This is a genomic window from Aliiroseovarius sp. B-4, assembly GCF_056857795.1.
In genome coordinates this window covers 1-22,893 of sequence record NZ_JBSXNV010000037.1, presented here as the reverse complement: position 1 = coordinate 22,893, position 22,893 = coordinate 1, and the positions used below count along the sequence as shown (strand labels likewise).

Annotated in this window: 20 protein-coding genes and 1 pseudogene; 12 read left to right on the top strand and 9 right to left on the bottom strand. The window is 58.1% G+C overall.

Features of this window, described 5'->3' with window-relative positions; genetic code table 11:
- Window positions 1-21 precede the first annotated feature (21 nt).
- On the top strand, window positions 22-1,314 hold the full coding sequence (gene glyA, locus AC13C8_RS09985) for a serine hydroxymethyltransferase (RefSeq protein WP_091430968.1): 1,293 nt from the start codon (window positions 22-24) through the stop codon (window positions 1,312-1,314).
- Between the two features lie 118 nt (window positions 1,315-1,432).
- On the opposite strand, the gene AC13C8_RS09980 is transcribed toward glyA, so the two are convergent.
- Window positions 1,433-1,795, bottom strand: coding sequence for a hypothetical protein (locus AC13C8_RS09980; RefSeq protein WP_482847212.1), 363 nt, complete (start codon window positions 1,793-1,795; stop codon window positions 1,433-1,435).
- Between the two features lie 124 nt (window positions 1,796-1,919).
- Between AC13C8_RS09980 and AC13C8_RS09975 the strand changes: the two genes are divergently transcribed.
- On the top strand, window positions 1,920-2,678 hold the full coding sequence (locus AC13C8_RS09975) for an alpha/beta fold hydrolase (protein ID WP_482847211.1): 759 nt from the start codon (window positions 1,920-1,922) through the stop codon (window positions 2,676-2,678).
- Window positions 2,679-3,482: 804 nt separating this feature from the next.
- Here the strand turns inward: AC13C8_RS09975 and AC13C8_RS09970 are convergent.
- The 7 genes from AC13C8_RS09970 to AC13C8_RS09940 all read right to left on the bottom strand — a co-directional run bounded on the left by AC13C8_RS09970 (window position 3,483) and on the right by AC13C8_RS09940 (window position 12,353).
- Window positions 3,483-4,007, bottom strand: coding sequence for a DUF2478 domain-containing protein (locus AC13C8_RS09970; protein ID WP_091430974.1), 525 nt, complete (start codon window positions 4,005-4,007; stop codon window positions 3,483-3,485).
- A 58-nt stretch (window positions 4,008-4,065) separates the two neighbouring features.
- Window positions 4,066-6,735 (bottom strand): arsenate reductase (azurin) large subunit, encoded by a 2,670-nt coding sequence (locus AC13C8_RS09965; protein ID WP_482847210.1) that lies wholly within the window; start codon window positions 6,733-6,735, stop codon window positions 4,066-4,068.
- Window positions 6,736-6,750: 15 nt separating this feature from the next.
- Window positions 6,751-7,299 carry a Rieske 2Fe-2S domain-containing protein gene (locus AC13C8_RS09960; RefSeq protein WP_177179340.1) on the bottom strand — a complete coding sequence of 183 codons (549 nt, stop codon included), beginning with the start codon at window positions 7,297-7,299 and terminating at the stop codon, window positions 6,751-6,753.
- Window positions 7,296-8,288 carry a cytochrome-c peroxidase gene (locus tag AC13C8_RS09955; protein WP_482847209.1) on the bottom strand — a complete coding sequence of 331 codons (993 nt, stop codon included), beginning with the start codon at window positions 8,286-8,288 and terminating at the stop codon, window positions 7,296-7,298. The genes AC13C8_RS09960 and AC13C8_RS09955 overlap by 4 nt, the downstream gene beginning before the upstream one ends.
- A gap of 138 nt (window positions 8,289-8,426) precedes the next feature.
- Complete coding sequence (locus tag AC13C8_RS09950) at window positions 8,427-9,551, bottom strand: cytochrome-c peroxidase (RefSeq protein ID WP_177179341.1); 1,125 nt, start codon at window positions 9,549-9,551, stop codon at window positions 8,427-8,429.
- A gap of 106 nt (window positions 9,552-9,657) precedes the next feature.
- The gene (locus AC13C8_RS09945) at window positions 9,658-10,017 is read right to left on the bottom strand and encodes a c-type cytochrome (RefSeq protein WP_245744732.1); all 360 of its coding nucleotides are present in this window, start codon (window positions 10,015-10,017) and stop codon (window positions 9,658-9,660) included.
- Window positions 10,018-10,142: 125 nt separating this feature from the next.
- The gene (locus AC13C8_RS09940) at window positions 10,143-12,353 is read right to left on the bottom strand and encodes a hybrid sensor histidine kinase/response regulator (RefSeq protein WP_482847208.1); all 2,211 of its coding nucleotides are present in this window, start codon (window positions 12,351-12,353) and stop codon (window positions 10,143-10,145) included.
- Window positions 12,354-12,420: 67 nt separating this feature from the next.
- Between AC13C8_RS09940 and AC13C8_RS09935 the strand changes: the two genes are divergently transcribed.
- The 10 genes from AC13C8_RS09935 (at window position 12,421) to AC13C8_RS09890 (ending at window position 22,545) form a co-directional block, all read left to right on the top strand.
- Window positions 12,421-13,152: a response regulator gene (locus AC13C8_RS09935; protein WP_482847207.1), complete on the top strand. Its 732-nt coding sequence runs from the start codon at window positions 12,421-12,423 to the stop codon at window positions 13,150-13,152.
- A gap of 427 nt (window positions 13,153-13,579) precedes the next feature.
- Complete coding sequence (locus AC13C8_RS09930; protein ID WP_482847206.1) at window positions 13,580-14,542, top strand: cytochrome ubiquinol oxidase subunit II; 963 nt, start codon at window positions 13,580-13,582, stop codon at window positions 14,540-14,542.
- Window positions 14,539-16,632 carry a cbb3-type cytochrome c oxidase subunit I gene (locus AC13C8_RS09925; protein ID WP_482847205.1) on the top strand — a complete coding sequence of 698 codons (2,094 nt, stop codon included), beginning with the start codon at window positions 14,539-14,541 and terminating at the stop codon, window positions 16,630-16,632. Before AC13C8_RS09930 ends, AC13C8_RS09925 begins: the two co-directional genes overlap by 4 nt.
- On the top strand, window positions 16,632-17,255 hold the full coding sequence (locus AC13C8_RS09920) for a cytochrome c oxidase subunit 3 (RefSeq protein WP_482847204.1): 624 nt from the start codon (window positions 16,632-16,634) through the stop codon (window positions 17,253-17,255). The genes AC13C8_RS09925 and AC13C8_RS09920 overlap by 1 nt, the downstream gene beginning before the upstream one ends.
- The gene (cyoD, locus tag AC13C8_RS09915; RefSeq protein ID WP_091430990.1) at window positions 17,252-17,566 is read left to right on the top strand and encodes a cytochrome o ubiquinol oxidase subunit IV; all 315 of its coding nucleotides are present in this window, start codon (window positions 17,252-17,254) and stop codon (window positions 17,564-17,566) included. The genes AC13C8_RS09920 and cyoD overlap by 4 nt, the downstream gene beginning before the upstream one ends.
- Before the next feature lie 29 nt (window positions 17,567-17,595).
- On the top strand, window positions 17,596-18,939 hold the full coding sequence (locus AC13C8_RS09910; protein WP_245744734.1) for a phospholipase D-like domain-containing protein: 1,344 nt from the start codon (window positions 17,596-17,598) through the stop codon (window positions 18,937-18,939).
- Between the two features lie 274 nt (window positions 18,940-19,213).
- Entirely contained in the window at window positions 19,214-20,311 is a 1,098-nt protein-coding gene (locus AC13C8_RS09905; protein ID WP_482847203.1) for a DUF3734 domain-containing protein, read from the top strand.
- An 85-nt stretch (window positions 20,312-20,396) separates the two neighbouring features.
- A complete protein-coding gene (locus tag AC13C8_RS09900) occupies window positions 20,397-21,161 on the top strand; it encodes an acetoacetate decarboxylase (RefSeq protein WP_245744735.1) in 765 nt (254 codons plus the stop codon).
- A gap of 59 nt (window positions 21,162-21,220) precedes the next feature.
- Window positions 21,221-22,003, top strand: a complete 783-nt coding sequence (locus tag AC13C8_RS09895) for a 3-hydroxybutyrate dehydrogenase (protein ID WP_482847202.1) — start codon at window positions 21,221-21,223, stop codon at window positions 22,001-22,003.
- A 35-nt stretch (window positions 22,004-22,038) separates the two neighbouring features.
- The gene (locus AC13C8_RS09890) at window positions 22,039-22,545 is read left to right on the top strand and encodes a hypothetical protein (RefSeq protein WP_482847201.1); all 507 of its coding nucleotides are present in this window, start codon (window positions 22,039-22,041) and stop codon (window positions 22,543-22,545) included.
- A gap of 223 nt (window positions 22,546-22,768) precedes the next feature.
- Here AC13C8_RS09890 and AC13C8_RS09885 read toward each other — a convergent pair.
- Window positions 22,769-22,893 (bottom strand): annotated as a pseudogene (locus tag AC13C8_RS09885) (IS630-like element ISSpo6 family transposase); the annotation flags it as partial.

Here is a 22,893-nt window from a genome sequence, read left to right as displayed (position 1 = left end):
TCCAATCCAAGGATTACGCGCATGACTGCCACCCGTGACCAAGGTTTCTTCACCGAATCCCTCGCCTCTCGCGACCCAGAGCTTTATCGGTCGATCACCGACGAACTTGGCCGCCAACGCGACGAGATCGAGTTGATAGCATCGGAAAACATCGTGTCCGCCGCCGTGATGGAGGCGCAAGGCTCAGTGCTGACCAACAAATACGCCGAAGGTTATCCGGGGCGGCGCTACTATGGAGGCTGCCAATATGTCGACATGGCCGAAAATCTGGCCATCGACCGCGCCAAGAAGCTGTTTGACTGCGAGTTTGCCAATGTGCAGCCAAATTCGGGCAGCCAAGCCAACCAAGGCGCCTTCATGGCGATGATCCAGCCGGGCGACACGATCCTTGGCATGAACCTTGCTTCCGGCGGGCACCTGACGCACGGTGCGGCCCCAAACCAGTCGGGCAAATGGTTCAACGCGGTTCAATATGGTGTGCGCAAGCAGGACAACCTGATCGACTATGACGAAGTGCAGGCGCTGGCCACCGAACATAAGCCGAAGCTGATTATCGCCGGTGGCTCGGCCATCCCGCGGCAGATCGATTTTGCCAGGTTCCGTGAAATCGCCGACAGCGTAGGTGCCTTTTTGCTGGTGGACATGGCCCACTTTGCGGGTCTTGTCGCGGCTGGCGAGCACCCCTCGCCCTTCCCCTATGCCGATGTGGCGACCACCACGACCCACAAAACATTGCGTGGCCCGCGTGGCGGCATGATCCTGACCAACCGCGAGGATCTGGCCAAGAAGATCAACTCTGCCATTTTCCCGGGCATTCAGGGCGGCCCCCTGATGCACGTGATCGCCGCGAAGGCCGTTGCGTTTGGCGAAGCCCTTCGCCCCGAGTTCAAGGAATACCAAAAGCAAGTGCGTGCCAATGCCGTGGCGCTGGCAGATCAGTTGATGAAGGGCGGCCTGGACATCGTGACCGGCGGCACCGACACCCACGTCATGCTGGTGGACCTGCGACCCAAAGGTGTGACGGGAAATATCGTCGATAAGGCGCTTGGCCGCGCGCATATCACCTGCAACAAGAACGGCATTCCCTTTGACCCGGAAAAACCCACCGTGACCTCGGGCATTCGTCTTGGCACACCCGCTGGTACCACCCGCGGGTTTGGCGAGGCCGAGTTCCGCGAGATCGCTGACCTGATCGTCGAAGTGGTCGACGGGCTGGCCGCAAACGGGGCGGACGGAAATGCAGATGTCGAAGCAGCGGTGAAGGCGAAAGTCGCGGCATTATGTGCTCGTTTCCCGCTGTATCCGAACCTTTAAGGGGCAGCTGACAGCCAGCGAGACTTACATATTTTCGACTACTATTGCACGGAAAGCTCCGGTTTTCAGATCGGGGCTTTCATTTTTGCAATATTGCGCGACATTCCCGTGGCAACGATCAAACCAATCCGCGCCAGATAAGTATCCCGGCGACCAAAGCGATCACGATCAGAAGATTCATCAGAACGCTGGCCGAGACATTCACGGCGATTCCCCGCCGCCGATCCCAGACGTCAAGGTTCAGCAGGTAGTGCTCGATCGCATCGGCGGCTTTCTCAAGTCGTTTTGAATCCACTTGTCGCCCCAGACGCGGATGATCTGACAGCTTCAACGCCTCGACCAATATGGCACCGTCGCGGCGCAAATGACGAGGCAACAACCGCCCGGCGCGGCGCAACTTGGTTTCAAACCCCGAACCGCGAATGTCCAACCGCTGTTCAAGCAGTTGGGCCAGCCGATCTGTTCTTGCGCGTATATCCACGTGGGCTTCCGCCTTGCTCGATCCGTCTTCGCCGCCATCTTATCGGTATCGCCTGTGTTTGCGAAAGGGTCCAGCCGAATAAAAGGGGGGTTCAAGCGCGACCGCCGCCACGCTATCAAACCTCATGCTTGAGATGCAGACATACGGCACCGATACGGTGCACCCGCCCGTCCTGATCGCACACGGCCTTTTTGGCTCTGCACGCAACTGGGGCGTTATCGCCAAACGGATGTCGGCCACTCGCCGTGTGGTGTGTGTGGACATGCGAAATCACGGGCAAAGCCCCTGGACCCAGAGCCACAGTTATCCTGACCTGGCCACTGATCTGGCCGAGGTTGTGAGCGCGTTAGGCGGCACGGTGGATATGATCGGACATTCGATGGGTGGCAAGGCCGCGATGGTGTTCGCGTTGTCTCGCCCCGGAATGGTGCGCCGACTTCTGGTCGCGGATATCGCCCCGGTCGGCTATTCCCACAGCCAACAATCCATGATCACCGCAATGCGCAGCATCGACCTGTCACAGATCGAAACCCGAGGGGATGCCGACAGACAATTGGCGCGGGCTGTCGATGAGGCTTCGGTGCGTGCATTCCTGTTGCAGTCGCTGGATGTCAAGGCGCGGGAATGGCGTCTGAATCTTGATGTGCTGGAACGCGACATGGATTTGATCATTGGCTTCCCAGACGTCAGTGGGCAGTTCACTGGTGCCACATTGTTTCTGTCCGGGGGCCTGTCCGACTATGTTCTGCCTGACCACCGCCCCATCATCAAAAAGCTATTCCCAACAGCAAGGCACGCCAAGATCCCACAGACCGGGCACTGGCTGCACGCCGAAAAACCGCGAGAATTTGAAGCTTCGGCTTTAAGCTTTCTCGGGGCGTGACCGCAAGGTTAACACCCTGATATTGCCGGCGTTTGAAAGTCTGGCGGGGCTGTAAATCGGGGCAAAGTTATCTCGGAGCAGGCCATTTTCACTGTAAATCAAATGACTTATACTTACCTCTTGCAAAATGGGGGTAAAGATCCCGCGAACCACCGGAGAAGACAACAACAAAGCCCGCCGAAGGGGGTTCACTAAAAAGACGATTTCTGGAAGGGTCAGGCGGATTTCTTCATCGCGACCACGAAATTCACCTCGACATGGATAGACGAAAACCCAGCGTATCTACTTCTGTTTGAACGACTGCCTGAAGGACGCGAAGCCATAACCAAAAAGCGCGAGAGCCTATAGCTCGCCAAGCAGCGGGTATCACCGAGGTTTCATTGAATGTAGGTGCCGGACGCCTTACCCGTTGCGGGGTCGATCATCCCCCTCAATGCTGTAGGTGTCCGCATCTTGAATTGGTAAGCTGGACCGCTGCTAAGCTGTTGAATGATGTGCTTCATTCCGGTTTTTCTCCGAATGGGCCTCGAATTGTAGGTAACAGCTACCCTTTTATTCCATGTTTCCACCAAAATTTTTAGGCATAGTATCAATATCTTAGATGTAATGGCGGTGGAAACGGAACTGGTAGCCAACCTTCTCTGACCTGTGCCCGGCGAAGAAAAGTGGAGAAGCCTCACCTATGCCTCTGACTTGTATATTATTTCTTCCCACACCCGATTCCATTGCGAAAAAGCGAACTTCATGCACCGGTGTCCGTACATCGTGATTCGATGAGCGATTGAAGTATGAATAGCGATCTGGTCAGGCGGCAACCGGGCGCGGGCTAGATCCAAGCCAGTCCAGCACGGCCACGGAAGAATCCGCCAACTCCGCGGCCAACCCTGCCGAAAAGCTCTCGAATGCGGGCCGGTTCATATCATTGACGCCGACTATCACGGGCACATCCCGCTCCAATGCGGACACGATGACCGGGTGGAAGCCGCGTCCAGTGGCCTCCTGCTTGCCGAAACGATTAAGGATCAGAAGATCCGGCGCAATGCAGCTGTCTGCCAGGTCCCTGCCAACGGCCATCGCCGCGGTCTCGATAGCGGATCCATCCAAACGGCATCCGGTAGAGCCCCCACCCAGTTTCTGGCTGATGTTAAGGCGCGCTCCGGTCGCGAGATTGATCAGGTCCATGTCGCAGGCGTGGCGATCCGCGGCGACGCAAGGTTCAGGCAAGACACCGATAAGCCGACGCCCCTGTCCACCAAGAGTAGCGGCAATTGCGCGCAAGGTGTTGTCGGCGCCACCACGCGATTGAACCCGGATGAAAGCGATGTTCAATTTCGTTTCCCAATTGAGCTCCCTGTCGCCAGCTGTTTGCGGGCGGCAGGGAGATGATTTAACCGATGATCGGTCGAGGCTTTAGCGACATCTCGAGGAAATTGTCCTTATACGCACTCTCGCCAACCTTGCGCAGAACACCACGGCCAAGCTTGTAGCGGTAGTTGCCGGTCACCGGGTCAGGCACCGCGTGACACACCGAGTTCGCCATGGAGCCGGGGTAGTTGAAAGCCGCCTTGGCAACGCCGGGGCGCATCTCGTCCGAGACAATGGCGACGGCGACGAACTGACCCGTAGTGGTCTTGATGTGACCGTTTTCCATAAGCTTGGCGAAGCTCAAATCGTCCGCTTTTACACCGACAGGTTCACCCGATTGCACATACACCGTGTCGTTGAACCCCTCGACCAAATCTCCCGACTCGATGCCTTGAGGGGCCGCGTCATCCGGGTGGATAACGATATGTGGCCAGGGCCAGCGCTTGGCCAGATAGGGCTTGCGAAGATCATCGAAGCCCGACTGCCAGACCTCGTTGACGCGGCCGTTGGTGATCCAGATCTCACCTTTTTCGGCACGGGGTTTGATGGCCTCATAGAAGTCCGACCAGCTGTCATTCACCCATGGCGTCTTGAGGATGTTGGCCTTGCCGGTGTGGGTCGAGAAGGCATAGAGCCATTTCTGGTCCTTGGTATCCCCTTCGATTTCACCCCAGTCGTTCTCTGGATCATGCAGGCGGCCAGTTCCGACCATCTCTCCGTTGACATAACGAACTGGCGTCTGGATTCCCGTAGTCCCGAGTTCACGCAGTTTTTCGTGACCTCGTTTGCCTTCCTTCTTGGCTTCCTTGACCAGCACATTGTAGCTCAGAACGCCCGTCCGGGAGAAACGCGCCGCTTCCTCAAAGACATCGTTGCTGTCTTGCCAGTCAAAGCCTTCAAACCCCATTTTCTGGGCAAACTGAGCCATCGCCCACCAGTCTGGTTTGGCCTCGCCCGGTGCGTCGTTGAATTTGGCATAAAGCCGCAAACGCCGTTCGGCGTTGCACCGGGAGAAGTCTTCCTCTCCCCAGCCGGCAGCCGGCAGGACGATGTCGGCGTATTGCGTATTCAGCGGCTCGACCGGATAGATATTGCTGTCGACCAGCATCATGCCTCCGCTGTCGATCCGCGCCTTGAACACTTCGACCAGGTGATCGCGATCAACCGAACGCGGTTGATTGGCGTTGCGCAGCGTAAGGTCAGCGACACGGCTGGCAAGCTCCTGACTGGCGAGCATCGCCGGAAACCATGTGATGCCCATCGTCCACATGAAACGCACCTTGCCGTCCATTACCCAACGGTCCACATTCAGCGGCTTCTTGCGGCGTCCGGGATGTTTTTCCGGGCTGAGGAAGCCCTTGCCGGGGCCTGCGCCCATGCCACCGCGTTGGTGGCCGCCGCCACGGCTGATCACTTGGCCCGGGCGATTGCCCGCGCCTGAGATCAGGCCAAGGGTCGAAAGCGACGCGGTGTTCATGTAGTTGTTGGACCAGTAGTTGCCCTTTTCCAGCATGAACGATGTCTTCGGTCGCGATCCATCCTCGTTCGGCTTTGCGATCATTTCCGCGCAGCGCATGATATCCTCGGCCGGAAGGCCGGTGATGCGTGCGGCTTCTTCGAGTTGTGCCGCAGGTTCGTTCGCAATGAACTTCTGGAAGTCTTCCCAGTCCGATTGCCAACGGCCCCAAGTCGTGCGCCACTGCCAACCCGTGTTCCGGGTGCCGCGACCGTAGCCGGATTCAAGCTCCCAACGGTTGTTCACCCAGGTGTCGATGAACTCCTGGTCCTGCCAGCCATTGTCGATGATGATCTTGGCCAGTGCCAGATGCAGTGCCGTGTCAGTGCCGGGAATGATCGGCAGCCACAAACCACCGTTCTTGATCCCGTATTCGACCCCCATCGTGCGGTGCGGTGTGACAAATATCATCTTCTTGTTGGGGTTGTCTCCGTTCATCATCCATTCGGTGAACAGAACTGTTTTCGTCTCATAGGGGTCGACACCGGAGAGGAAAGCAACGTCGCATTTGCCCCAGTCCTCATAAGTCGCAGCAAACGAGTTGATCCCGGCATCATCCAGCCCCGTGGCATCCGGCCCGCGCATCGGTTTGTCGTGCCAGGCATGTACCGGCGTTCCGATGGCGCGATCCACCAGCTTGCGGATCGTGTAAGTGTTTTCAAAGTATTCGTACGAAAACGTCTTCATGCCCCAGGCATGTTCACCATATTTTGACAGAACGTATTTCGACACGTCCGCCATGACATCGGTCACGAGGTCCCAACTGACAGGCGTAAGCACGCCGCCGATACGTACCATAGGGTATTTCAGGCGATCTTTCGTGGGCGTCTCGGGATTATAGAGCTTTTGTGCCAGCGTCCCTCCGCGGACGCTGTAGTTTCCACCCGGATTGACCACCTCGGCATCTGCGTCGGCGATGACGACGAAATTATGAGGTTTGCCTTCATGCATGCCGACATTGTGTTGGCTGCGCGCAATCCACGGGGCACCAAAGGTTGGGAAATCAACGCCAAAAGCATTCTGATCAGCTTGCGTGCCGCCTTCCTTGCCGACCGGCCAGCGGTAGACCTTGTAGGAACAGGCAACGATGCAATAGCTGCAGGCGGTGGTCAGGACTTCCGCATCAGGTGGCGGAAGGGGTACGGACTCGCGGTTGCGAAGAGTTGTATCAGCCATTTTCTTGATCCTTTCTCACGCGCCGGACGGGTTCTGGCTGTAGCCGTAGAACAGACCCATGACCCCGGTTGCGATAATGTCGTCGCCATCAATCTCGAGCACGATCTGTGGCAGGCTTTCGACGGCATGACCGGACACGAGCATCCCGTGTTTGGTCAGGTCGAAAGTAGACAGATGGATCGGGCACGGGCCCAGCACCGAATGCGGACGCTTGAAGTCATCGGCTCCCATATAGCCGCCCTGATGCGGGCAGATCGTGTTGAAAGCCACGATGTTTCGTGCCTCTCCCACACCGCCGCCTGCTTCTTCGTCGAGCATGACCAGAACGTTTTCCACGTTGTCATTCGGGTAGTTGAAGGTTGTCGCGATACCTTGCTTAAGCTCGGAGACCTTACCCACCACTGTACGGACATAGGAGGAGGACACCAACTCCTGCGCCTGTGCGCCGCCCATCCCGAAAGTGGCCAGAACCGTCACCGAGGTCCCGCCAAGGATCAGAAAGTCGCGGCGGTTAAAACTTGAGCAGGCGGTTCCACCTGCTTTTGATCTTGTTGTTTGGGTCATTGCTGGAACTCCGACCATGTTGCGGTTTCGGGGAGCTCCGGCTCATCGAGCAGAAGCGGTTCGTCCATGGAGAGGGCCTCGAGGAAAGCGACCAGATCGGCCTGTTGCGCCTCATTCAGGCCCAGCGGCTGCAATCCTGCTGTTTGGCCTTCACCGCCTCCGCCATTATAGAAGGCAACCACATCGGCAAGATCAGACAACGCTCCGTTGTGCATATACGGCTCTGTCCAGCGCAATTCACGCAAGGAAGGTGTGCGGAACTTACCCTTGTCCTTTGGCTGCTTGGTAACGTGATAAAGACCGAGGTCATTATCCCCGTTTCGATAAACGTCCTCGGGCACACCTTTTTGGTACAGTTCCCAACGCAAGGTGATCTGGTACAGCGGATCTTCCGAGAATTCCGCCGCCGGAGGCACACCGATGTTGTAGAATCTCTGATCCGAGACCAACGCACCATTGTGGCAGGAAATGCAGCCCGCCTCGCCGTTGAAAAGTTCCATACCACGCACCGCGGACTCCGTCATTGCACTTTCTTCACCAGCGAGATACCGGTCGAAAGGGACTTTGGAAGCGTCGGTGACAATGGTGCGCTCATAGGCGGCAATAGCGTCCCAGGCGTGGGCGACCTGAGGCCACTCGGTGCCGAAGACCTTCTTGAAGTCGCGGACGTAATCAGGGACGAAACGCAACCGCATTTCCATCATCGAGCCGTCGCCATTGCCGGCAACGGCCCCGCCCGCAGCACCCTTGGCCTGCGATTCAAGCGAGGTTACGCTGCCTTCCCAGAAGCCCTTGTTGTAGTAGGCCGAATTAAGGATCGTCTGACTGTTGCGCCAGTGTTGCGTACCGGGATAGCCAAAGCTGATGGGGCTGCCCGTTCCCCAGCCGGCATCAGGCAGGTGACAAGCCGAGCAGGGCATTGATCCATTTCCGGAAAGACGACCGTCCCAGAAAAGCTGTTCACCAAGGGCGATCTTTTCCGGCGTCATGCGGTTGTCGTCTGGGATTGGCGGAGGTGACAATGTTGCCAAAGGCGGCAGGTCGTCCTGCGCCAATGCAAAGGTTGCGAATGCCAGAGCCGAAGCGCCTGTCAGGATTGCAGAAAGTGTTTTCATTGGACCGTCTCCTCAGTTCTGGCCGAGTTCGCGAAGCGCGTAGTCAGGCAATTCAGGCTCGGTCACGTTAGGCGCATCACCAGTCAGGTTGTTCAGGAAAGCGACCAGATCCGCCTCTTCCGATGGCGTCAGGCCAAGCGGTTCGGACTGAACGCTTCCCGCATTGTAAAACCGCACCACTTCGGCCAGCGTGTCAAAGACACCGGAATGCATGTAGGGGGCTGTCTGACCGATGTCCCAAAGCGAGGGCGTGACGAACTTGCCAATGTCGGCCTCGTCCTTGGTGACCACATACTGGCCGACGTCTTCACGCAGGTTCATGTAATTAGGGGTTCCCAAGGTCGCATAAAACCGTAGCATCGTGATCTGCCGATTGGCCGTGTCTTCCGCTGTTTCGGGATCAAGACCCAGAAGGTCCGGATGGTCAGGCACACCGGTCGCGTGCAAGTCACCGTCAGAAAGCATCGCGCCTGAATGGCAGGAAGCGCAGCCTGCTTTTCCTTCAAACAGGGCCAGACCACGTTTGGCACTGTCAGACAGTGCATCCTCTTGACCGCGCATATAGGCGTCAAAGGGTGCATTCTCGGTCCGGATCGTCTTCAGGAATTCGCCGATCGCACCATACATGCGTCCGCCATAAGGCTCGGCCCCATAGGCGGCCTGGAACATCTCCATGTATTCTGGCACTTGCTTGAGCCGTTCTTGCGCCAGTCGGCTGTCCATATTCATCGTGTGCGATTCGGTCAGCATGTCGCGGACAACCGTCCCGAGATCTGAACCGTCGAGCCGCCCGTCCCACATGAAATAATTGCGGTTGGCAACATTAAAGAGGCCGGGCGCGTTGCGGAAGTAAAGTAAATCACCATAGCCATCCGAAAGCGCCTCGCCGTCCCCCCAGCCATTTTCAGGGCTGTGACAGGACGCACAGGACAATGCGGTATCTCCCGACATACGGGTATCGAAGAACAGCATACGCCCCAGGTCGGCGCGCGTCTGGTTGATTTCTTTCGGCTCTGGCAATGGCCCAAGCGCATCCGCGTTCTGGGCCGATACCATGGTCGCGGCAACGCTTAACGCCAGTGCGGGGATGCCTGCAAGAAACGCTGTCGCCCGCCTTGCCTTGGTCGATCGGGTCATGTGATCCTCCATTTTTCGAAATTTGGGGCGAAACGGGTCATTTCTGTGTCCCATCTGCGGTGTAAGTGGCAAGAAAGGCGATCACGTTGACCACCTCCTCGTCTTTTCATAGGCTTGCAAAAGACATCTTGTTGCCCGGCACGGTGGCCGTCGGGTCGGTCAGATACGCGGCAAGTGTGACGTCATCCCAGACAATTCCGCTATTGCTCATTGCATCGGAATATTTGAACCTCTCAACGGCACCTGCCGATTGTCCAACAATCCCGTTGAGGACGGGACCAACGCGGTTCTTTGCTTTTTCGCCAACTTGACGGCAAGTCTTGCACTTGCCAAAGACCTTTTCGCCAGCATCCGCATCCTGCGCTGACAAAAATGTCGGCGTAAATGCAGTTGCCGCCAACGCAATGACGAGATGAAGAATAAGTCGTGACTTCACCGAAGTCCCTTTCGTCAATATTTGCGGCATGCGAGCCCCCTGGATTCAACGTGCTTTCTTGCGTTCTGTCCCAACAATAGCACCGACCATCTGCGTTGATGTGACAGACAGCGTTACCAAATGTTGTGAAATGTGACGATATGTGACGGCGCTATTCAGGTCGCATCGAGGTGCTTGCGCAAGAGTTTTGCCAGTGATTTCGGGTCGATCGGTTTCGCAATAATCGCTGGCGTCGGCCCTGTGATCGGGTCAAGTCGTGGCGCAAAACCGGTCAGGAAAACAACCGGCAGAGTTGGACGCGCCAATCTCAGTCGCAAGGCAAGCTCAACGCCGTTCAGGTCAGGCATCACCACATCGGTGATAACCACGTCAAAGCGGTCCGGGGCAGTTTCGAAGCTACGCAGCGCCGAAGTCGCCGAGGTGAAGGCCTCGATCCGATAGCCATACCGCATCAGACTGCGGCGCAATGTGGCGGCAACCTCGGGTTCGTCATCCACGATCAGTAGCCGCTCAGTTCCATAAGGTGGTGTGTCGGTTTCACCGCTGGCTTCTTCATCGGATGCGTTGCTGCCCGGTAAAAGGACAGTGAAACAGGTGCCCTGCCCCGCAATGCTTTCGACTTCGATGCTTCCGCCCATGTCGGTGACCAACCCATGTACGACGGCAAGCCCAAGTCCGGTGCCCTTGCCAAGGGGTTTGGTGGTGAAGAAGGCGTCGAAAACCCGCCGACGCACATCTTCCGTCATTCCCGGCCCATTGTCCTCGACCTGCAAGCGGACCCAATATGGCACCTCTCTTGTTGCGGTGCGCGAGGCGTCGATATCTTCCTTTACAGTGATTTTCACGGTCCCCGGTTTGCCGCCAATCGCTTCGGCCGCATTGCCGCACAAGTTCATGATGATCTGATGCAATTGGGTCGGATCGGCGGCAACCCATGCCGGGACGCTTTTGGCATCGAACATGAACTTCGTTGTTGGTGCCGTCGCCGCACGGATCAACCGGAGCGCCTGTTGCACCGCCTCTGACAGGTTCGTCGGAACAGGATTGCCGGACTTGCGACGCGCAAATCCCAGCAACTGTTGCACCAGAACCTGAGCGCGGCGGGCGCCGATCTCGATCTGTTCGATTTCGTGCGCGATATCACTGTCCGGGACGGCATCCAGTGCTGCAAGATGGGTCGATCCCAGTATGGACGTCAGGACACTGTTGAAATCATGGGCGATCCCGCCAGCCAGCAACCCAACAGCTTCGATCTTCTGCGCACGGGCCATTTGTTCCCGGGTCTTGAGCCGTTCAGTGATATCCTCGCCAATGCCAAGATAGCTGTGTGCTGATCCATCAGCCCCTCGCAGCGGCAGGATAGTGGTTTCGACCCAATAACTGCCTCCATCTTTCTTGCGATTGTGCAGCACGCCCCGCCATGTTTTTCCCTCGGCCAGCAAAGCTTGCATCTGTCTGTATTCGCTGTCTTCCGTATCACCCGACTGAAGAAATTTTGGCGTCTGCCCCATGACCTCGTCGCGGGACCAACCAGACAGGTCTTCGAAATGACGGTTCACGTATTCAACATGTCCTTCCGTATCGGTAATCATGATTGTCGCCGGGCTTTGCTCCACCACCTGTGCAAGCCGCTGTGCGCGTTTCTCAAGCCGGTTTCGGATTTCCAGTTCGCCGGACAATTGTGTCATCGAGACCTGCATCTGCGATAAAAGAGTCCAGAAAACAAACGCCAGCGTCAGCGACGCGACCACAAGAAGCGCCATTGACATGAAACCAATCCGGATCAGGTCCTGACCACGATCCACAGAAGTGATCAGCCGTTCAGTTTGCCGTTTTCTGTTGGTTTGCCAAATCGTTTCCAGTGTCTCGAAGGCTGCCAATGCCGAAGTGTCATCGACCCGTACCAGCGCATCGGTCTGCTCTGCGGTCCAGCCGTCGACCGCCGCCTGCTGGGCGACAAGTAGTTTCTGACGATAGGCATCAATAGTCATGGCGATCGTGATCAGCGACTCGCGCTCTGCATCCGAAATGGGTAACGAAAGATAGTCGCCCATCGCGGCATCAAATTGCGACAACTGGTCCAGCAATTGCTGAAAATAAGCTTCATCTTTTCGCAACACGTAATTCTTGAAGGAATGGATAATGCCACCATACCCTAGATGCCCGCGAATCGCGCTGATTAAGGCACCCTTTCGGTCAGCCTCACTGGCGAATTCCGACCAGCCATCGGCGATATCAAGAAACTGCTTTCGTGTTTGTGACCCCAGAAAAAGGCCAGTGGTGACGATGCCCAGCAGCAATACACCTGCTGCCAAGGCAGTCCAGCGCGCTTTGGTACGGGGCGTCAGTCGGGAGTCTCCTAGCATGTCTCAATCTTGTCATGGCAGGTGAAGACGGGCAATAATGAAGCGGAGTCATGTAGTTGAGAGAACAATGCCAGAAAGCATTCTAATCGTCGACGACGATCATCAGGTTACCGAATTCCTCGAACGTTTCCTGTCAAAATACGCCTATCAGACTGCGTCAGCTGGGTCAGCGACGCAGATGAGTCTGCTGATGGAGCATCGCGAATTTGATCTTGTCGTCCTTGATGTCGGCCTTCCTGACATCGACGGATTTCAGGTTGTTCGAGATTTGCGTCGCGTTTCGTCGATCCCGATCGTCCTTTTGACGGTGCGGGATGAAGTCGTTGACAAGATTGTCGGGCTGGAAATCGGGGCCGATGATTATGTCGCCAAACCGTTCGAGCCGCGTGAGCTTCTGGCGCGGATCCGGTCTGTCCTGCGCCGTGCTTCAACAAAACCGGAACCTCAGGGAGCGCCGCAAGGCCCGGAAACAGTTTTTTCCGGGTTTCGGCTGGACACCGATACACGCAAGATCGCGGCGCCATCCGGAACGAACGTACCTTTGACTTCGACCGAGTATTCGATACTGGTCGCGTTGGTTCAAAGATCCGGAGAAGTCGTGGGACGCGATCAATTGATGGACATGCTTTATGGTGGATCCGTTCACGTGACCGATCGCGCCCTGGATGCGCACATTGCGCGCATCCGACGCAAACTCGTGACAGCGGGTGCTGAACCAGACCTGATCAAGACGGTTCACGGATCAGGCTATGCCTTGGCTGCCAAAATTGGAACTCCCGGTGTTCAGGACTTCACATAACCTATAGGAATTAGACATTTCCCCGTGCTTCCAAAATTACCAAGCAAAGCGTCTACAAATCTAGGGGCACCTCACGTCACGTGCTTCTGCATCAGTGCGCCGTATCTACAATCACCCTTTCCCATACATGGTTGATCCCGACGGGCCAAAACACCCAGAACTCGCCGGCTAAACCGAGAGCGCGGAAACTTGGGCGCGACGCCAATTTATGACGCCGGACTCTGGCACCCTTAAGTGACCGATTTTTGCAGCGCCGCTTGACAAGGTTTTGCTCGGCCATTGCAGCCCCAGCCTATCTCAGAAGACATGATCTGAGCCTGTGCGCCGCCTGCCACGGTTCGTTTGAATAAACAGGCAATTGTCGGACTGCCATTTGTAATGTGCTCGCGGATTGCCACTGGGCAGTCTGACAACCTATTGTTGATGCATGGGATTCGGAAATATCTCTTTGACGCGCTTCATCCTGCTTGCATTGGCATTGGTGGCAAGCGGCTGCACACGCGATGCTGGGTCTCTGCTCAACCCGAAAGGATCAATCGCGGCCGAGCAACTGGGACTTCTCTATCAGGTGACAGCCGTTACGATGATCGCCGTCCTGCCCGTTCTTATTTTCGTTCCGCTGATACTCTGGCGCTATCGCTACAACAACCGAGCCGCGAAATATGAACCCGGTTGGGACGAGTCCCGCAGGCTCGATCTGGTCATGTGGGGCGTGCCCTTTGCCATCATCGCCTTCCTGGGCGTCCTTTTGTGGCGCAGCACGACGCTTCTCGATCCTTATCGCCCGATCGAACCAGCCGCCGCGGCGACCCGCGTGCAGGTGGTCGGACTCGATTGGAAATGGCTATTTATTTATCCCGGTGAAGGCATCGCGACCGTGGGTGAACTGGCGTTTCCCGCGAGCCGCCCGCTGGCGCTGGATTTGACTTCGGACACAGTCATGCAGTCGTTCATGGTCGGGGCGCTTGGCGGACAGATCTACGCGATGCCGGGGATGCGCACGCAACTGCACCTCAGCGCAGACAGCCCCGGCAGCTACACCGGTGAGAACATGCAATATAGCGGTGAAGGCTTTCATACCCAGAAGTTTCGGGCGACCGCCATGACAGACGCGGGTTTCGCAAACTGGCTCGATGCGGCCCGTCAGGTCGCTGCGCCACTGGACGCCGCAGCCTATGCCACGCTATCCGAACGCGGCACCAAGGATGAACTGCGTGCGGCGTTTCCAACGGCGGTCATGCAGGACGGAGCAGTCGTTTTCCGTCTGGGCGACCCCGGATTGTTCGATACGATCATCGCGCGGTATCGCGGATCAGTCCCGGTCCTGCCGGCGCGACAGCCCGGTTCACCGTCGTTTCAACACACATTACCCACTGGAGCCAAACCATGATCGACCAGTGGAACTGGTTCACAGGCAGGATCGGGATCGACAGTTTTTCAATTGTCGTTGCCTGGCAAAACCCGACCACAAGTGAGTTGATTGGCGCGGGAGCGGCGTCGGTCGTGGTGATCGGTGGGGCCGTGACGGTTGCCTTGCTGACGTGGTTTCGCCTCTGGGGACCGCTCTGGCGCAACTGGCTGACCAGCGTCGATCACAAGCGCATCGGGATCATGTATGTGGTGCTGGCCTTCGTGATGCTGCTGCGTGGCGTGCTGGAAGGGGTGGTGATGCGCACGCAACAGGCGGCGGGTCTGGGCGGCGGTTTCCTGACGCCGGAACATTTCGGCGAGCTATTCTCGACCCACGGCACGATCATGGTGTTTTTCGTCGCCATGCCGTTCGTGGCTGGATTGATCAATTATGTCATGCCTTTGCAGATCGGGGCGCGGGACGTGTCCTTTCCAGTGATGAACCAGATCAGCCTGGGTATGACGGCCGCAGCAGCGGCGCTTGTCATGGTTTCGCTGGTCGTCGGACAGTTTTCAACCGGTGGCTGGACCGGCTATCCGCCGTATACAGGCATGGATTTCCAGCCCGGCCCGGGCCCTGATTACTGGATCTGGTCAATCGTGATCGCAGGTGTCGGATCGACCCTTTCAGGTATCAACGTCGCTGTGACAATCTACAAGGAACGCGCGCCGGGGATGCACTTTTTCCGCATGCCGCTTTTCACCTGGACCGCGCTTACCGCCGCCATCATCCTGATCTTCGCCATGCCGCCCCTGACGGCGGCAGCACTCATGCTGGCCGCCGACCGGTATCTCGACTTCCATTTCTTCACCAATGACTTGGGCGGGAACATGATGAACTACATCAACCTGTTCTGGCTGTTCGGACATCCCGAGGTCTATCTGCTGGTGCTGCCCGCCTATGGTGTCTACTCCGAGGTGATCGCGACCTTTTCGGGCAAGCGCCTGTTCGGCTATCCCTCGCTGGTCTGGGCGACGATGGCGATCGCGGTGCTGTCGTTCACGGTCTGGCTGCATCATTTCTTCACCATGGGCCAGGGCGCCAACGTCAGTGCCGCCTTTGGCATCGCCACAATGCTGATTGCCGTGCCGACCGGCGTGAAGGTCTATGACTGGATGGCGACGATGTTCCGGGGGCGCATCCGGATGACGACCCCGATGGTCTATTCGGTGGGGTTCCTGATCCTTTTCGTGATCGGCGGGCTGACCGGTGTAATCCTGGCCAATCCGACCATCGACTATCAGGTCCACAACTCACTGTTTCTGGTCGCTCATTTCCACAACGTGTTGATCCCCGGCGTGCTGTTCGGGATGCTGGCGGGCTATCACTACTGGTTCCCTAAGGCCTTCGGGTTCCGCCTGAACGAGACCTGGGGCAAGATTGCTGCCAGCCTCTGGATCGTGGGCTTTTCTCTGACCTTCATGCCACTTTACGTCGTCGGATTGATGGGTATGCCGCGCCGGACCGTTGCCTTTGCCGATCCGGCCTTTCAGCCCTTCATGCTGGTCGCCGTCATCGGGGCCGCGGTCGTCCTGTGCGCCGTTGGAGCGCTGGCCGTGCAGCTGTTCGTCAGCATCCGCGACCGGAAGGCGAACAACGTGTTTGCGGGCGATCCCTGGAACGGGCGCACTCTGGAATGGTTCACCTCCTCCCCGCCGCCCGATTACAACTTCGCCGTGGTGCCCGAGATCACGCAGCGCGATGCCTTCGCCGTGGCCAAGGCATATGGCGACGCTTATCAGGAGCCACCGGAGTTCGAGGATGTCGAGATGCCCGCCAATACCGCGTTTGGTTTCATCCTCTGCGTCGCGGCGGGCGCGTTTGGCTTCGGGTTGGTCTTTTACATCTGGTGGCTGGCTGCCCTGTCCCTGCTGGTGATCGTTGGCGCGATGATCGCTCGGAGTTTCGTTGCGGAAACCGAGCGCACGATCCCTGCGGCCGAGGTCGCCGCCGATTATCGCCGCTGGCTCGATGCCGTGCGCGCCGCTGAGCCGGTGGACCGAACGCAAGAGCAAGGCGCCGCAAACCGTGGCCATGCCTTGCGCGAACTGCCCGAGGGGGTCGTCTGATGGCACAGGACACAATCAAGCACCCCGGCATCAACCTTGGTGCGCATCATGGACACGCCCACGACAAGGCCGAGACACTCGTCTTTGGCTTCTGGGTTTTCCTGATGAGTGACCTGATCATCTTCGGTTTGATGTTCGCCAATTACATTACCCAACTGCCGGGCACGGCCGGCGGACCGGGGCCGAAAGATCTGTTCACCCTTGGCAGCGCCTTCACCCAAACCATGGTCTTGCTGGCCAGTTCGGTGACGTTCGGCATGGCGTCGCTTGCGCTGAAATACGAACGCGGAAAGGGCGCATTGCTGGGCTGGCTGGCGGTCACGCTGCTGCTTGGTGCGGTTTTCCTCGCGCTGGAGTTGCGGGACTTCTCGGACATGTTCGCCAAGGGGGCGATCCCCAGCCGCAGCGGCTTTCTTTCCGGGTTTTTCGGGCTGGTGCCGCTGCACGGGCTTCATGTGACTGCTGGGATTCTCTGGGGGCTGGTGCTGATGGTGCAGGTCGTCTCCGTCGGCCTGACGACGCCGGTCAAGACGCGCCTGCTGCGGCTGGGGCTGTTCTGGCATTTCCTTGACATCGTCTGGATCGGGATCTTCTCGATCATATATCTCGGAGGGCTGGCATGAACGACCGCGACACCGAATTCCGCCGTGAGCGGCGGTCCTATCTGATTGGCCTTGGGCTGGCGCTGATCCTGACCGCGATCCCGTTCGGCGTGGTCGCCTGGGCCGGATGGTCCACCGGCGCCACGCTCTGGCTGATCGCCGGTTTCGGGCTGGTGCAGATCGTGGTTCACTTCCGGTTCTTCCTCCACATCGACTTCAGCCGGCAGAAACGCGAAGACCTGCAACTCATCCTGTTCACGGTGCTTCTGCTCGCGATCATGGCGGGCGGCACCATCTGGATCATGGCGAGCCTTCAGACGAGGATGATGTGAGCAACACGGAGGCCGACTGATTGCATTGGGTGACCCAACATGCGCTGATTGTCGTCGGCGTCCTCGTGACCGCGCTTGCCGTGATCTTCGTGCTTCAGCAGCGTCGGACTGCACAATCGACGGCGGCCTGGGTGCTGTTCATCGTTCTTGTGCCCTATATCGCCATCCCGCTGTTCCTGATGCTGGGCTTTCGCAAGCAGGGATCGCGGTTTCCCCCCGTCGCGCTTATGGCGCCGATCGCAAGCACCGTTGCCGATGGCCCGGCAGCGCGGTCGCTGGCAAAGCTCGGGGCACCGCCTGCAACCAAGGGCAATACATTCACGCTGCACGACAGTGCCAGCACCGCTCACGAGGCTCTACAGGAAACGCTGGATGCTGCAAAAGAATCGCTGGATATCCTCTTTTACATCGTTGCGCCCGACGAGGCCGGAACAGCCTTTGTCAACCGGCTGACCGAGAAGGCGCGCGCCGGTGTAAAGGTCCGCCTGAACCTCGATCGCCTTGGCGCGCTGAAGCGGCCGCGCGCGGCGCTGAAGGAATTGCAATCAGCAGGTGGGGAAGTCCGCTACTTCTCTCCGTTCATACATCCGCCTGACAACGGACACATGAACCTGAGAAATCACCGGAAACTTGTCGTCGCCGACCGACGCCTGGTCTGGTCGGGGGGGCGCAACATCGGCTCTCACTATCTTGGACCGACAGAGAATACCTGGACCGACCTGAGCTTTTGTGTCTCCGGACCCGCCGTGCAGCCGTTCATCGATGTCTTCGCATCAGACTGGGATGTGACCGGCAAGACAGCCGCAGGGGACATGATCGGCCGGTGCAGATTCACCGGTGATGCGACCTTGCAGGTTGTTCCGTCCGGCCCTGACGAGCCTGGCGATACCCTATATCTGGCGCTGATGAACTTGATCCACAGAGCGCGCGACCGCGTCTGGATATCGACGCCATATTTCGTCCCGACCGAACCCTTGCAGCTTGCCCTGACCACAGCGGTTCGCAATGGCCTCGACGTGCGTATCATGGTGCCGGAACGGTCGAACCAACCCACCACGGATTTTGCGCGCGGGCCTTTCCTGCGAGACTTGCAGGAGATCGGCGCAACCGTTCTTAGGCATCAGGGCGGGATGCTTCACGCCAAGGCCGGGTTGATCGATGACACCGGCTGGGTGGGCTCGGCCAATTTCGATATGCGCTCGCTGCTTCTGAATTTCGAGATCGCAATGTTCTGCCATGACACGGGCAGCAACGCCGCCCTCGAAGCGTGGTTTCAAACACAATTCAATGATTGCAAGCGCGGCGTGGCCAGCGCGCGCCTGCCACGCAGGGTGGTCGAGGGGGTCTTCCGGCTTGGTGCGCCGGTACTGTGACGGCGCGGAACATGGACTGGATCGCACCGCGTTTTCCAGACTCCTGTAGACGAAGGCAATCGGCGTGCTATCGTCAGGCGAGACGCGCGTTGGTTTCGATCACCTACGAATGTTCGCCGACATGACTTTCAAGCAAGCCGGACCTCCATTCTCTCCGGGTAGGTTCAACGCTGCCGATCCGGGTTCTCAAGTTGCTGGCGAAATCATTGATTTTCTGTAATTTGCCACTTGTGGCGTCCGAGCCTATCGTTGCCGAAAAGAGGTTGGATACGCAATGGATTCGGAAACGTCAGTTATTGTATTGCAGGGCGGCGGAGCGCTTGGTGCCTATCAGGGTGGTGCGGTCGAGGCGCTGTCTGACGCTGGCCATCCAATCGATTGGGTTGCCGGTATCTCGATCGGTGCCATAAATTCGGCCCTGGTCGCCGGAAATGCGCCAGGGAACAGAACGACGGCCCTCAGAAACTTCTGGGAAATGGTGTCGTCTTCCGCCGTTCCGGTCGGGTTCTTTGATGGTGTCCTGTCGCGTGGGTGGCTCAATGACATGAGCGCGGCGGGGACGACAATAACAGGCGTTCCCGGCTTCTTCAAACTGCGATTCCCTCCGGCCGGTATGTTGCCAAGAGGTTCCGTCGGCGCGCGCAGTTTCTACGATACCAGCCCTCTTCGCGAGACCCTGCTTGAGTTTGTCGATTTCGACCGGCTCAACAACGGGCCCGTGCGCTTGAGCGTCGGCGCGGTGAATATCGAGACCGGGAACATGACTTGGTTCGACAGCGCAGAGATGGAAATTCGCCCTGAACATATCATGGCCTCAGGTGCCCTGCCGCCGGGGTTCCCCGCAATCGAGATTGACGGAGCGTACTATTGGGACGGCGGCCTTGTTTCGAACACGCCGCTGCAATACGTGCTGGACGAACAGATGCCGGCAGACGACCTGTGCGTGTTTCAGGTGGATCTGTTCTCGGCGCGCGGTGCCGTCCCGACCTCGGTCTGGACCTCGGAAGCGCGTGAAAAGGACATCCGTTTTTCAAGCCGGACGCGGTTCAACACCGACATGATGCGCCGGATGCATCAAACGCGTGATGCGGCGCGACGTCTTTACGACAAGCTGCCACTGGAACTGAAGGATGATCCTGACGCCAAGGCGCTGGCGTCGGGAAATGCAGATCCGCGCGTCACGATTGCGCACCTGATCTATCGCCAGACGAAATACGAGCACCAATCGAAGGACTACGAATTTTCGCGGCGTTCGATGCTGGATCACTGGGCTGCCGGTCGAAAGGATGTCGAGCGCACGCTGTCCCACCCGGACTGGAGGGCAAGACATGACGCCCCAGAGCGCGTGAATGTCTTCGACCTTTCCGCATGAACCGGCAACGGATTGTCTGTGCTGCCCCAGTCGCGGCCCCTGCCCTCGGCCCTTAAATTTGCCAATCCATTCAAACCTTCAACATATGGATGACCAGCCCATGACCCCCGCCGACGTAGTCAAAAACGCCTTCGCGATGCCCCTGACCAGCCCCTCCTACCCCAAGGGCCCCTATCGCTTCGTCAATCGCGAGTTCTTCATCGTGACCTACCGCACGGACATGGAAGCCCTGCGCGCGGTTGTGCCCGAACCTTTGCAAGTCACCGAGCCGATCGTGAAATACGAATTCATCCGCATGCCCGACAGCACCGGTTTTGGCGACTATACTGAAACCGGACAGGTCATCCCGGTGGAATATCAGGGCCGCAAAGGCGGTTACGTCCATGCCATGTTCCTCAACGACGACAGCCCGATCGCCGGGGGTCGCGAGATCTGGGGATTTCCCAAAAAACTGGCGGAACCCAGGATGCGGGTGGAAAAAGACACGCTTGTGGGAACTCTTGATGTCGGTTCTGTCCAGGTCGCAAGTGCCACCATGGGCTACAAGCACCGCGCGCTCGACCATACCAGCGTTGCCAAGGCGCTGGCCGCCCCCAGCTGGCTCCTCAAGATCATCCCGCATGTCGATTGCTGCGGGCCGCGCATTTGCGAACTGGTCGAATACTACCTTGAAGACGTCACCATCAAGGGTGCCTGGGAAGGCCCCGCAGGGCTCGAACTGCACGATCATGCGCTTGCACCGCTCAGCGACCTGCCGGTGCGCGAAGTCCTGTCTGCGACCCACATCCTGACCGACCTGACGCTGGGTCTTGGCAAGGTGGTTCACGACTACCTTGGGAAGTCGGAGTAGCACCTCGTTCATATTCTGAATCAATTCAACGACAGAGCTCTGCGAAAAAGGAACCAAAAATGAACCTGCAAGACAAATCCTGCATCATCACCGGCGCCGCACGCGGCATCGGAGCGACCATCGCCAAACGTTACGTCAAGAGCGGTGCCAAGGTTGCCATTGCCGACCTGCGGCTCTCGGATGCCGAACAGACCGCTGCCGGGCTGACTGCGATGGGCCCCGGTTCGGCCATGGGGGTCGAGATGAACGTCACCGACGAAGCCGCCGTGAACGCGGGCGTGGCCAAGGTGATCGACGCCTGGGGCAGCGTGGACGTTCTGGTGTCGAACGCCGGTATTCAGATCGTGCATGAGCTTCAGGACTTTCCATTCGACGACTGGAAGAAACTGTTGTCGATCCACCTCGACGGCGCTTTCCTGACTTCGAAAGCCTGTCTGCCGCACATGTATGAACAAGGCTCTGGCGCGATCATCTTCATGGGCTCGGTCCATTCGAAAGAAGCGTCGCCGCTCAAGTCCGCGTATGTCACGGCAAAGCATGGCCTGCTGGGGCTGGCGAGGGTCATTTCCAAAGAGGGGGCCAAGCACGGCGTACGCGCCAACGTAATCTGCCCCGGTTTCGTGCGCACCCCGCTGGTGGACAAGCAGATCCCCGAACAGGCCGCCGAACTGGGCATCTCCGAGGAAGAGGTCGTCAAGAACGTCATGCTGGGCGGCACCGTTGACGGGGAATTCACGACAGTCGAAGACGTCGCTGAAGTGGCGCATGTTTTCGCGGCCTTCCCATCCAACGCGCTAACGGGTCAGTCGCTGGTCGTCAGCCACGGCTGGTTCATGGAGTGAGGGACCGCCGGAAATTGAGTTCGTAGGAGAAAGAAGTGTTGGTTTCACAATCCCGCGCCAAGGGAATTGGCATTATTCGCATTTTGTTCGGCGTCATCTGGCTGATCGACGCTCAGTTCAAATGGCGGCCAGGTTTCATCAATGACATGTCCAGCTATCTTAGTGGCGCGTTGACAGGTCAGCCGGCATTGGTGAAGGCTTGGATAAATTTCTGGATAGACGTTGTGAATGTGAACCCGGTTGCTTTTGCGTATTTCGTGGCACTCGCGGAAACAGCACTGGCGTTCGCCCTGATTTTTGGCTTTTTGTCCAACCTCGCCTATCTGTGCGGATCTATTCTGGCGTTTGTTATCTGGTCAACTGCCGAAGGGTTCGGCGGCCCCTATGTCGCTGGGTCAACCGATATCGGCGCGGCAGTGATCTACATCTTCGTATTCGCACTGCTTTGGCAAACGCGTGCCGGACTCTATTTGGGGTTGGATCGACGCCTCGGCGAGCGGTTCGGCCCTCTGGCATTCCTGGCTTCCGGTCGGGTGACGTGAACCCCGACAGCATCCACCAACGGAATCTCACTTGCCTGAAGCGGCGACGGGAATATGCCGCAAGGCACCATTCAGTCTGGCGCGCGGGTTCTGACCCCTGTCTGCGTGCAAATTTGCCCCCCCTGGCGACGAGCTGGTCCGGGGCTGCGTAGTCTCCATCTAACGCAGCGGCACCGCGCCAGCGTGGTTGCTGCCGGGCGTTGCGCCCTAAAGCGTTTCGACATTAACCTGCGACATATCCGGCAGCCTTGAAGTAATTGCAGCACTCGTCTGGGTCGTAGAGATCGCAGATTGCACCGATGGCCTCAAAAACCTCGGTGAAGGTTCTGGCCCCGATCTTTCGAAGGT